Genomic DNA, 11,529 nt, shown 5'->3' on the forward strand with positions numbered 1-11,529 from the left:
GACACCCGGTCACCCCGGTGCGGTCACACCCGCCTCGGAAGCCGGTCAGTTCCCCACATTCCCGGCGACGATCTGCTGCCCGCGGGTGGCATCGACCACGATGGGGACCCCGTCGGGAAGGTGCCCTCGGAGGTCGTCGAGCAGGTCCTCGATCGGTGGGAGGCCGCCGGGGCTGCGCACGTGGATGTAGAAGGTCCGGGACTGCGCGTCGACGCCGGTGACCGCCGCGCCCGGAGTCTTCGAGAGCCAGCTCTCCGCCGCGGTCCAGGTCCGCGCGGTCCACGCGTTCAGCAGGACCGTGGTGACCGTGTTGGCGCCCAGCGGGAGCAGGACCGCGGTGAACAGCAGCCCGAGCATGATGTAGGCCCGGCGCGACGCCCCGGCCCGCTCGGGGTGTCCGGCGGCCCGGGTGTATCCCAGTACGGCGAAGACCACCATGCCCGCGAAGACCATGGCGAGGAGGTTGGACACGAAGAGCACCAGCGCGCCCAGCGCGAGCCACCACGAGGTCTGGCCGGCGCACACGCCTGTCACCACGAGCGGCGGTACCAGCGAGATCGCGATCGCGACCCCCGGCAGGACCGCGGCGACGTCCTTGCGTGACAGCGCCACGGCGCCGGCGAAGCCCGTGGCCAGAGCGGCGATCAGGTCGAGGAGGCCGGGGGAGGTCCGGCCGGCGATCTGGCTGTCCGACAGCAGGTCGTACGAGGTGGGCACCACCAGAGAGGCCGCCGCGCCGATCAGGAGCACCAGCAGGCCGCCGAGCGCGACGAAGCCGAGGGCCGTGGAGCGGCGACGTTGTACGGCGCCGAGGGCGATGCCCATGATCGGCGTGGAGAGCGGGGCGATGATCATCGCGCCGATGACGGTGGCGGTGGAGTCCGTCAGGACCCCGCACGCGGCGATCACGGCGGACAGCGTGAGCATGGTCCAGAACGCCGACTGCTTCGCCCGGCTGTCCCCCGACGACAGATCGAGATCCTCCTGGAGGTCCTCCAGGGAGCGTCGCTTGTGGTCGGGCAGGATCCTGTCGCGCATGCGGCCGGGGAGGGGCATCTGCCCAGTATCGGGACCGGGGTCGCTCCGCCACCGCAGGGACACGTGCCACTGCCCCGGGGACCGGCCACCGATGCCGATGCCGATGCCGATGCCGGTACCGGTCCTGTGCGAGCGGCGTCGGCCGGGTGCTAGGCCGTCTCTTCCGGATCTTGTCGGGGCCCGCGCCGCCCGGCACCGCACCTCGCGGCGTTGTCGGAGCACCCCAGTACGTCCAGTACAAGGGAGCCCCTCCGCCTTGCGAGGCACGGCACCGGACAACGCGGGCCCGACCGACAAGATCCGGAAGAGACGGCCTAGTCCCGGCGGCGCTGGCCCGGGCCCGAGGCGGTGGAGCCGCGTACCACCAGCTCGGGCAGGAAGACGAACTCGCTGTGCGGGGCCGGCGTACCGCCGATCTCCTCCAGCAGGGTCCGGACCGCGGCCTGCCCCATCGCCTGGACGGGCTGGCGGATGGTGGTGAGCGGCGGGTCGGTGAACGCTATGAGCGGGGAGTCGTCGAAGCCGACCACCGACACGTCCTGCGGCACCCGCAGTCCCTGCTGTCGGGCCGCCCGGATCGCACCGAGCGCCATCATGTCGCTCGCGCACACCACCGCCGTGCAGCCCCGCGAGATCAACGCGGCCGCGGCGGCCTGGCCGCCCTCCAGCGAGTAGAGGGAGTGCTGGATGAGCTCCTCGATCTCGGCCTCGCCGAGTCCGAGCCGCTCCTTCATCCCGAGCCGGAAGCCCTCGATCTTGCGCAGGACCGGCACGAAGCGCTTCGGTCCGACCGCGAGCCCGATGCGGGTGTGGCCGAGGGCGGCGAGGTGGGTGACGGCGAGCTGCATCGCGGCCCGGTCGTCGGGGGAGACGAAGGGGGCCTGGACCTTCTCGGAGAACCCGTTGATGAGGACGTACGGGACGCCCTGCCCGCGGAGTTGGTCGTAGCGGCCCATGTCGGCCGTGGTGTCGGCGTGCAGGCCGGAGACGAAGATGATCCCGGAGACCCCGCGGTCGACCAGCATCTCGGTCAGCTCGTCCTCGGTGGACCCGCCGGGCGTCTGTGTGGCCAGCACGGGCGTGTACCCCTGCCGGGTCAGGGCCTGACCGATGACCTGGGCGAGCGCCGGGAAGATCGGGTTGTCCAGTTCAGGAGTTATCAGACCGACGAGCCCCGCACTGCGCTGGCGCAGCTTCACGGGTCGCTCGTAGCCGAGTACGTCGAGGGCGGCCAGCACGGATTCACGGGTGCCTGCGGCCACGCCGGGCTTGCCGTTGAGCACGCGGCTGACTGTGGCTTCGCTGACCCCCGCCTGGGCTGCGATGTCGGCTAGCCGTGCGGTCACGGGATTGGACTGTACCGGTCGGACGTTCACCATGACCACCACGTGCACGAATCCGGTGGAAGCCGGACGGTACGGCCGTCCGTCTCCACCGGGGCGCTGGAGAGTACGGGTCGACCGGGCGCGGGAAGCTCGACCGGGTCGGAGCCGCTGTTGAGGGTGCAGGCGAAGCCGGGCCGGGTGAAGAGGAGGACGCCCTCGGGGGCGGAGTGCCAGCGCATCCCGCAGGGGTACGACTCCTCGTCCGCGGCCTCGGCCGCAAGCGCGGGGTCCGTACCCGCTTCCGGGGCGCCCAGGCCCGGCATCGCCCGGCGCAGTTCGAGGGCGGCGCGGTAGAGCTCCAGGGTGGAGTGCGGGTCGCCGGTCTGCGCGGCGACGCCGAGGTCGCCCCAGCCGGCGGGCTGCGGGAGCCAGCTGCCGGCCGGTCCGAAGCCGTACGGGGGCTCCGCGCCGGACCAGGGGAGCGGTACCCGGCACCCGTCGCGCAGCCCGTCCTGTCCGGCGGTGCGCAGGAAGGCCGGGTCCTGGCGCACCTCGTCCGGGAGGTCCACCACCTCGGGGAGGCCGAGCTCCTCGCCCTGGTAGACGTACGCCGACCCGGGCAGGGCCAGCATCAGCAGCGCGGCGGCCCGGGCCCGGGCCAGGCCGCGGGCCCCGCCGCCGTAGCGCGTCACATGGCGTACGACGTCGTGGTTGGACAGCACCCAGGTGGTGGGGGCGCCGACGGCGGTGGTGGCGGCCAGGGACTCGTCGATGACGGTGCGCATCGCGGCGGGGTCCCACGGGCAGTTCAGGAAGCGGAAGTTGAAGGCCTGGTGCAGTTCGTCGGGGCGCACGTACAGGGCGAGCCGCTCCGAGGTGGGCGCCCAGGCCTCGGCGACCCCGATGCGCTCGCCCGCGTAGGAGTCGAGGAGGCGGCGCCAGGAGCGGTGGATCTCGTGGACCCCGTCCTGGTCGAAGAAGGGGAGCGGCTCGGTGCCGATGAGGGTGGCCTGGGCGCCGCGGCCGATGTCCGGCAGGCCGGGGGCCTTGACCATGCCGTGGGCGACGTCGATGCGGAAGCCGTCGATGCCGAGGTCGAGCCAGAAGCGCAGGACGGAGGCGAATTCGGCGGCGACCTCGGGGTGGTCCCAGTCGAGGTCCGGCTGCTCGGGGGCGAAGAGGTGCAGGTACCAGTCACCGTCGGCGACGCGGGTCCAGGCCGGGCCGCCGAAGATCGACTCCCAGTCGTTGGGCGGCAGCTCCCCGCGAGCGCCCCGCCCGGGACGGAAGTGGTAGCGCTCGCGGGCTCCCGGCTCCCCGGCGAGGGCGGCCCGGAACCACGGGTGCCGCTCGGAGGTGTGGTTGGGCACCACGTCCACGATGACTCGCAGCCCCAGCGCGTGGGCGGCCCGGATCAGCTCGTCGGCGTCGGAGAGGTCCCCGAAGAGGGGGTCGACGGCCCGGTAGTCGGCGACGTCGTAGCCGCCGTCCGCCTGGGGGGAGACGTAGAAGGGGGTGAGCCACACGGCGTCGACCCCGAGGCGGGCGAGGTGGGGGAGGCGGGAGCGGGCCCCGCGGAGGTCGCCGATGCCGTCGCCGTCGCCGTCGGCGAAGGAGCGTACGTAGACCTGATAGATGACGGCATCGCGCCACCAGCCACTGCTCGTGGTCGCGTTGCTGGAAGATCTTGCAAGCTGGACGGCCGTCGAGTCGTGGGTCATATCGGGGTCAACGCGGGTACATGCCCCCTGGTTGCGGGCCCGGGCAGTCGAAGGTGACTCGAACTAACAGCAAGCTGCGGCAACCGTACGGACACACGGATGTAACGATCGCCTCCGCTTGCAGAAAGTTTGCGCAAGGTCTTTCGGTCCTCTTTCAGTCTTGTTACGTTCCTGGCAACTCGGGACCGCGAGGGCGCGGCCGGGATCATCGAAGGAGTTCATATGCGGCGTGGCATAGCGGCCACCGCGCTGGTCGCGACCCTGGCGCTCGCGGCGACGGCTTGCGGTGGGGACGACAAGGACGCGGCCGACGGCACCAAGGCGGGCGGCGAGCTCTCCGGCACGGTCACGTGGTGGGACACCTCGAACGACGCCGAGAAGGCCAGCTTCCAGAAGATCGCCGAAGCGTTCACGGCGAAGCACCCGAAGGTGACCGTCAAGTACGTCAACGTCCCGTACGGCGACGCGCAGAACAAGGTCAAGAACGCCTTCAGCAGCGGCTCCGACGCGCCTGACGTCATCCGTGCCGACGTCGGCTGGGTCGCGGACTTCGCCTCCCTGGGCTACCTCGACGAGGTCCCGGCCGAGACGGCGAAGAAGGTCGACGCCGAGTTCCTCCCGCAGGCTGCGGCCAGCGGCAAGTTCGAGGGCAAGACCTACGCCGTTCCGCAGGTCATCGACAGCCTCGGCCTCTTCTACAACAAGAAGATGCTCGCCGACGCCGGCGTCGAGCCCCCCAAGACGCTGGAAGAGGTGAAGACCGCCGCCGCCGCCATCAAGGCGAAGACCGGCAAGGCCGCCCTCTACCTGCGTGGCGACGACTCCTACTGGTTCCTCCCGCTGATCTACGGCGAGGGCGGCGACCTCGTCGACGCGAAGAACAAGACGGTCACCGTCGACAACGAGGCGGGCGTCAAGGCCTTCAAGACCGCTCGTGACCTGGTCAGCTCCGGTGCGGCGATCACCAACGCCACCGACGGCTACGCCAACATGCAGACGGCCTTCAAGACCGGCGAGGCCGCCATGATGATCAACGGTCCGTGGGCCGTCGCCGACACCTACGCCGGCGACCAGTTCAAGGACAAGGCCAACCTCGGCATCGCCGCCGTCCCGGCCGGCTCCGCCAAGGCCGGTGCCCCGCAGGGCGGCCACGACCTCGCGGTCTACGCCGGTTCCAAGAACACCGCCGCCGCGCACGCCTTCGTCGAGTACATGACCTCGCAGGAGGTCCAGGTGCAGTCGACCAAGGACCTCAGCCTGCTGCCGACCCGGACCGCCGCCTACGAGCAGCCGGACGTCAAGGGCAACGAGATGGTCCAGTTCTTCAAGCCGGCCGTGGACAAGGCCGTCGAGCGCGCCTGGATCCCGGAGAACGGCTCCCTCTTCGAGCCGCTGAAGGTCGAATACACCAAGGCGATCACCGGGGCGTCGAGCCCGGAGGACGCGGCCAAGGCGGCCGGCGTCGAGTTCCGCAAGATCCTCAAGGGCTGGAAGTAACGAAACCATGGCTGCTCACACCAGCCAGTCGGTGGCGAAGGCCGCGGGCGACGACGTCGAGAACGACGTCGCCGCCCGCGGCCGGAGCCGCAGGACTGACAGCGACAGCGGTAACCGCGGTGCGAACCGCGGTGGAAAAGGCGCGTCCGGTCTCCGGCGCGCCGTCGGCACGCACTGGTACGCCTGGGCCATGGTCGCCCCGGTGGTGCTCGTCCTCGGCGTGATCATCGGCTGGCCGCTGGTCCGGGGCGTCTACCTGTCGCTGACCGACGCCACCGAGCGCAACGTCTCGCGCACCATCGGCGCCCGGCACATCGAGGCCACGTACCAGTTCGTCGGACTCGACAACTACGTGGACGTGCTCAGCGACCCGGTGTTCCTGCAGCGGCTGGTGTGGACGGTGGTGTGGACCGTCGCCTGCGTGTCCATCACCTTCACGCTCGGTCTGATCCTGGCCAACATGCTCAACCGGGACTTCCGGGGCCGCGCCGCCTACCGGATGGCGCTCATCCTGCCCTGGGCCGTTCCCGGCTTCGTCTCCGTCTTCGCCTGGCGGTTCCTCTTCAACCGCGACAACGGCATCCTCAACAAGCTCCTCGACGGGGGCGGCATCGCCGCGATCCCGTGGCTCGACGACCCGACCTGGGCCAAGTTCTCGGTCGTCGCCGTCAACGTCTGGCTCGGCGTCCCCTTCATGATGGTCGCCCTCCTCGGCGGCCTGCAGTCGATCCCCGGCGAGCTCTACGAGGCCGCCGAGATGGACGGCGCCTCCTCCTGGCAGCGCTTCCGGCACATCACCCTGCCCGGGCTGCGCGCGGTGAGCATGACGGTGATCCTGCTCTCCACCATCTGGACCTTCAACATGTTCCCGGTGATCTTCCTGCTGACCCGGGGCGGACCCGGCGACTCCACCGAGATCCTGGTGACCCAGGCCTTCCGCGAGGCGTTCGTGTCGAGCCCGCGCGACTTCGCCGGCTCGGCCACGTGGGGCGTCCTGATCCTCGCCCTGCTCATGATCTTCGCGCTGGTCTACCGGCGCTCGCTGCGCAAGCAGGGAGAGGTGTGGTGACCATGTCCACTGCGAACACCGCCCGTCCCCGGGGCAGCCGTTCCCCGCTCGCCTCCGTCGGTCTGCACGCCACCCTCGTCGTGGCGTCCGTGATCGCCGTCTTCCCGGTGCTGTGGATCGTGCTGACCTCGCTCAAGCCGGCCAAGCACGCGGTCACCACCGACTTCGTCAAGGAACCGACGCTCAGCAACTACACGTACCTGCTGGAGCAGAGCCACTTCCTCAGCTGGTTCGCGAACTCCGTCCTGGTCGCCGGCGTCACCACCGTCCTCGGTGTCTTCATCGCCGCCACCACCGGATACGCGGTCAGCCGCTTCAAGTTCCCCGGCATGAAGCCGCTCATGTGGACCCTGCTCATCACGCAGATGTTCCCGATGGCGATCCTGATCGTGCCGCTCTACAACCTGATGGGCGACCTCGGCCTGCTCAACCAGCCGATCGGTCTGATCATCACGTACCTCACCATCGCCGTGCCGTTCTGCGCCTGGATGATGAAGGGCTTCTTCGACACCATCCCGGTGGAGATCGACGAATCCGGCCGCGTCGACGGGCTCAACCCCTTCGGCACCTTCTGGCGCCTCATCCTGCCGCTCGCCAAGCCCGGCCTCGCCGTCACCGGCTTCTACGCCTTCATCACCGCCTGGGGCGAGGTCGCGTACGCCTCCGCCTTCATGGTCGGCGAGGAGAACCTCACCCTGGCCGGCGGACTGCAGACCTTCGTCACGCAGTACACCTCCAACTGGGGAGCCATGAGCGCCGCTTCGGTCCTCATCGCCATCCCCGCCGCGATCTTCTTCGTCTTCGCCCAGCGTCACCTCGTCGCCGGGATGACGGCAGGCGCCACCAAGGGCTGACCACCCGAGCCTGCCCCCTCTCACCCCCGGCCCGATCTCTTCAAGGACACCATGACCCAGCACCTCGCCGACGCGCTCCCCACCTCCACCGGCACCCAGCCCGGCTGGTGGAGAGAAGCGGTGATCTACCAGGTCTATCCGCGCAGCTTCGCCGACTCCAACGGGGACGGCATGGGGGACCTCGAAGGCATCCGCAGCCGCCTGCCCTACCTGAAGGAGCTGGGCGTCGACGCCGTCTGGCTCAGCCCCTTCTACGCCTCCCCGCAGGCCGACGCCGGCTACGACGTCGCCGACTACCGGGCCATCGACCCCATGTTCGGCACCCTGCACGACGCCGACGCCGTGATCCGCGAGGCCCACGAACTGGGCCTGCGCATCATCGTGGACCTCGTCCCCAACCACTGCTCCGACCAGCACGAATGGTTCAAGCAGGCGCTGCGGGAAGGCCCCGGCACCCCGCTGCGCGAGCGCTTCCACTTCCGTCCGGGACAGGGGGACGACGGCGAGCTGCCGCCCAACGACTGGGAGTCGATCTTCGGCGGCCCGGCCTGGACCCGGGTCGCGGACGGCGAGTGGTACCTGCACCTCTTCGCCCCCGAGCAGCCCGACTTCAACTGGGAGCACCCCGCCGTACAGGACGAGTTCCGCTCCATCCTGCGCTTCTGGCTCGACCTCGGCGCCGACGGCTTCCGCATCGACGTCGCGCACGGCCTGGTCAAGGCCCCCGGCCTGCCCGACCTCGGCCGCGACGAGCAGCTCAAGCTGCTCGGCAACCAGGTCCTGCCCTTCTTCGACCAGGACGGCGTCCACGAGATCTACCGCTCCTGGCGCCTGGTCCTCGACGAGTACGCGGGCGACCGCATCGGCGTCGCCGAGGCCTGGACCCCCAGCGCCGACCGCACCGCCATGTACCTGCGCCCCGACGAGCTGCACCAGGCCTTCAACTTCCACTACCTGAACACCGGCTGGGACGCCGAGGCCCTGCGCGCCACCATCGACGAGTCGCTCGACTCGATGCGGCCCGTCGGCGCCCCCACCACCTGGGTGCTGTCCAACCACGACGTGGTCCGGCACCGCACCCGCTTCGGCACCCTGGAGAAGGCGCGCGCCGCCGCGCTGCTGATGCTGGCCCTGCCCGGGTCGGCGTACGTCTACCAGGGCGAGGAGCTCGGCCTCCCGGAGGTGGTGGACCTCCCGGACGAGGTGCGCCAGGACCCGTCCTTCTTCAAGGCGAACGGCCAGGACGGGCTCCGCGACGGCTGCCGCGTACCGATCCCGTGGAGCGGCGACCAGGCCCCGTACGGCTTCGGGACCGGCGGCAGCTGGCTCCCGCAGCCCGCCGAATGGGCCGGGCTCAGTGTGGAGGCGCAGACCGGCGACTCCCGGTCCACGCTGGAGCTGTACCGCTCCGCGCTGCGGGTGCGGCGTGCGCACCCGGCGCTGGGCGCGGGTGACGGCGTCGAGTGGCTGCCCGCCCCGGCCGGCGTACTCGCCTTCCGGCGCGGAGACTTCGTCTGCACCGTGAACACCACGGAGGAGCCGGTACGGCTGCCCGCGCCGGGCACGGTGCTGCTGTCGAGCGGTGACCTCGCCGACCCCGAGGTCCTTCCCGCGGACACCACGGTGTGGTGGCAGGGGTGACTTCCCCACTGAGGCTGACGGACATCGCCGCGCAGGCCGCGGTCAGCGAGGCGACCGTCAGTCGCGTGCTCAACGGCAAACCGGGCGTCGCGGCCGGCACCCGGCACAAGGTGCTGGCCGCGCTCGACCTGCTGGGCTACGAGCGGCCCGTGCGGCTGAAGCGGCGCAGCAACGGCCTGGTCGGGCTGCTCATCCCGGAGCTCACCAACCCGATCTTCCCGGCGTTCGCGCAGGTCATAGAGCAGGCGCTGGCCGGGCACGGCTACACGCCGGTGCTGTGCACGCAGACCCCCGGCGGGGCCACCGAGGACGAACTGGTGGAACAGCTGGAGGAGCGTGGGGTCACCGGGATCGTCTTCCTGTCGGGCCTGCACGCCGACGCCCACGCGGACCCCGCGCGCTACCAGCGACTGGCGGCGCGCGGGGTGCCGTTCGTTCTGATCAACGGCTTCAACGAGCAGGTGAACGCGCCGTTCATCTCCCCGGACGACCGGGCGGCGGCGGACATGGCCGTACGGCACCTGCAGGACCTGGGCCACCGCAGGATCGGGCTCGCGATCGGGCCGACGCGGTACGTGCCGTCGGCCCGCAAGGAGCAGGGGTTCCTCGCGGCGCTGCCGGCGGCGGAGGAGGACGGCCTGATCCAGCGCACGCTCTTCACGGTGGAGGGCGGACACGCGGCGGGCATGGCCCTGTTGGACCGCGGCTGCACGGGCATCGTGTGCGGCAGTGACCCGATGGCGCTCGGTGTCATCCGGGCGGCGCGCGAGCGGGGGCTGCGGGTGCCGCAGGACGTGTCGGTGGTCGGCTTCGACGACTCCCCGCTGATCGCGTTCACGGACCCGCCGTTGACGACGGTCCGCCAGCCGGTACGCGCGATGGCGACGGCGGCGGTGGGCGCGCTCCTGGAGGCGGTGTCGGGTACCCCGGTCCAGCGCACGGAGTACGTCTTCCAACCGGAACTGGTGGTGCGGGGCTCTACGGCGCAGGTGCCGTAGTCGTTCCGGGGCGGGGGTGGGCCACTACGGCCCACCCCCGCCTTCTGTTTTCTCTGTACAGAAAACTCTGGGCGGGAATCGGTCATGTTCCCCCACGGGTCAGGACATCGACTGTCCTTGATGCATGCGTTTAAGTGCATATAGCGGTGCGGATCATCCCGCTGTATTGAGTCAGCCCCCTGCTTGAGGATCGAGTCATTTTCATTAAATGTTGACTCGATGAGGGTCGGGCCGTGATGCTCTTCCCATCTGATCCGGTGTCAAGGCGGCAAGCAGCGGGGCCTGTTGACGCTCGCCACCGCCACCACCACCACCCTAGGCGCGCACGCTCGTGCGTGACGGCCTCTCGAGCCGGGTCGGATGGCTCCATATGTCATGCACTCGTCAGTAGGGGGGATCCTTCATGTCGAACACGCACGTCTTGGGTCGAGGAGCGGCCGGTGTGGCCGCCGCAGGGCTGATCGTCAGCCTTCTGGCCGCGGCACCGGTACACGCGGCCGAACCGGTCCCGGCACCGCCCGCCGCCGCCGACGTCACCGCCATCGACAAGGGCGGCGCCGGTCAGGGCGCGTCCGTCGCACCGTCCCAGGCGGCCGCCGGCCCCTCCATCACCCGCAGCGAGGTGATCAGACGCGCCGCGTCCTGGGTCGGGATCGGGCTCAAGTACAGCTGGAACAACACCTACGAGGGCTACCGGACGGACTGCTCCGGCTTCGCCTCGATGACCTGGAAGCTCTCCAAGCCCGGCCTGGACACCACCAGCTTCGTCCCCTCCGGTGTCGCCTCGTGGATCGGCAAGGGCGACCTGAAGCCGGGCGACGCCATGCTCAACGACGCGGCCGGAGCCGACGGGCACATCGTGGTCTTCGGCGGGTGGGCCAACTCCGCGCGCACCGCGTACATGGGCTACGAGTTCACGGGCAGCGGCATGCACTACCGCGAGATCCCCTACCCGTACTACTCCGGCCACGGCACCTTCCGTCCGGTCCGCAACAACAGCATCGTCGACGACAACCCCGGCGACCTGCCGGTGGCGGGGAACTGGGACGGTGGTCCGGCGGCGAATGTGGGGATCTGGCGCAACGGTATGTTCCACCTGCGCAACGACGACGGTTCGGCGACGTATGTGGACTGGGGTGGGGGCAGTGACCTGCCGGTCTCGGCGAACTGGGACGGTGCGGGTCCGGACAACGTGGGGATCTTCCGTCCGTCGACGGGTCAGTTCCATCTGCGGATGGACGACGGAAGCCTGGCGCTGATCGACTGGGGTGGGGGTACGGACCAGCCGGTCGCGGGGAACTGGGACGGTGGTCCGGCGGCGAATGTGGGGATCTGGCGCAACGGTATGTTCCACCTGCGCAACGACGACGGTTCGGCGACGTATGT

General features: G+C 70.3%; 8 protein-coding genes and 1 pseudogene. 6 read left to right on the plus strand and 3 right to left on the minus strand.

From position 1 onward, the window contains the following. Nucleotides 1-45: 45 nt before the first annotated feature. The 3 genes from ACGFYY_RS34825 to ACGFYY_RS34835 all read right to left on the minus strand — a co-directional run bounded on the left by ACGFYY_RS34825 (nucleotide 46) and on the right by ACGFYY_RS34835 (nucleotide 4,084). Nucleotides 46-1,056 (minus strand): DUF389 domain-containing protein, encoded by a 1,011-nt coding sequence (locus ACGFYY_RS34825; RefSeq protein ID WP_393715635.1) that lies wholly within the window; start codon nucleotides 1,054-1,056, stop codon nucleotides 46-48. Between the two features lie 296 nt (nucleotides 1,057-1,352). Continuing rightward, complete coding sequence (locus tag ACGFYY_RS34830) at nucleotides 1,353-2,384, minus strand: LacI family DNA-binding transcriptional regulator (RefSeq protein ID WP_301371573.1); 1,032 nt, start codon at nucleotides 2,382-2,384, stop codon at nucleotides 1,353-1,355. Between the two features lie 26 nt (nucleotides 2,385-2,410). After that, entirely contained in the window at nucleotides 2,411-4,084 is a 1,674-nt protein-coding gene (locus tag ACGFYY_RS34835) for a glycoside hydrolase family 13 protein (protein WP_393715637.1), read from the minus strand. Between the two features lie 222 nt (nucleotides 4,085-4,306). On the opposite strand from ACGFYY_RS34835, the gene ACGFYY_RS34840 reads away from it, so the two are divergent. From ACGFYY_RS34840 to ACGFYY_RS34865, 6 genes and pseudogenes are all read left to right on the plus strand, one after another. Further along, nucleotides 4,307-5,581 carry an extracellular solute-binding protein gene (locus ACGFYY_RS34840; protein ID WP_365265686.1) on the plus strand — a complete coding sequence of 425 codons (1,275 nt, stop codon included), beginning with the start codon at nucleotides 4,307-4,309 and terminating at the stop codon, nucleotides 5,579-5,581. 7 nt (nucleotides 5,582-5,588) lie between these two features. Beyond that, nucleotides 5,589-6,650 (plus strand): carbohydrate ABC transporter permease, encoded by a 1,062-nt coding sequence (locus tag ACGFYY_RS34845; RefSeq protein ID WP_393715639.1) that lies wholly within the window; start codon nucleotides 5,589-5,591, stop codon nucleotides 6,648-6,650. Between the two features lie 2 nt (nucleotides 6,651-6,652). Further along, nucleotides 6,653-7,504, plus strand: coding sequence for a sugar ABC transporter permease (locus tag ACGFYY_RS34850; protein WP_393715641.1), 852 nt, complete (start codon nucleotides 6,653-6,655; stop codon nucleotides 7,502-7,504). A gap of 51 nt (nucleotides 7,505-7,555) precedes the next feature. Further along, a complete protein-coding gene (locus tag ACGFYY_RS34855; protein WP_393715643.1) occupies nucleotides 7,556-9,145 on the plus strand; it encodes a glycoside hydrolase family 13 protein in 1,590 nt (529 codons plus the stop codon). Beyond that, a complete protein-coding gene (locus tag ACGFYY_RS34860; RefSeq protein ID WP_365265678.1) occupies nucleotides 9,133-10,143 on the plus strand; it encodes a LacI family DNA-binding transcriptional regulator in 1,011 nt (336 codons plus the stop codon). Before ACGFYY_RS34855 ends, ACGFYY_RS34860 begins: the two co-directional genes overlap by 13 nt. A 442-nt stretch (nucleotides 10,144-10,585) precedes the next feature. Then, nucleotides 10,586-11,529 (plus strand): annotated as a pseudogene (locus ACGFYY_RS34865) (hypothetical protein); the annotation flags it as partial.

Origin of the sequence: Streptomyces sp. NPDC048331, assembly GCF_043201215.1 — a bacterium.
Classification (GTDB): domain Bacteria; phylum Actinomycetota; class Actinomycetes; order Streptomycetales; family Streptomycetaceae; genus Streptomyces.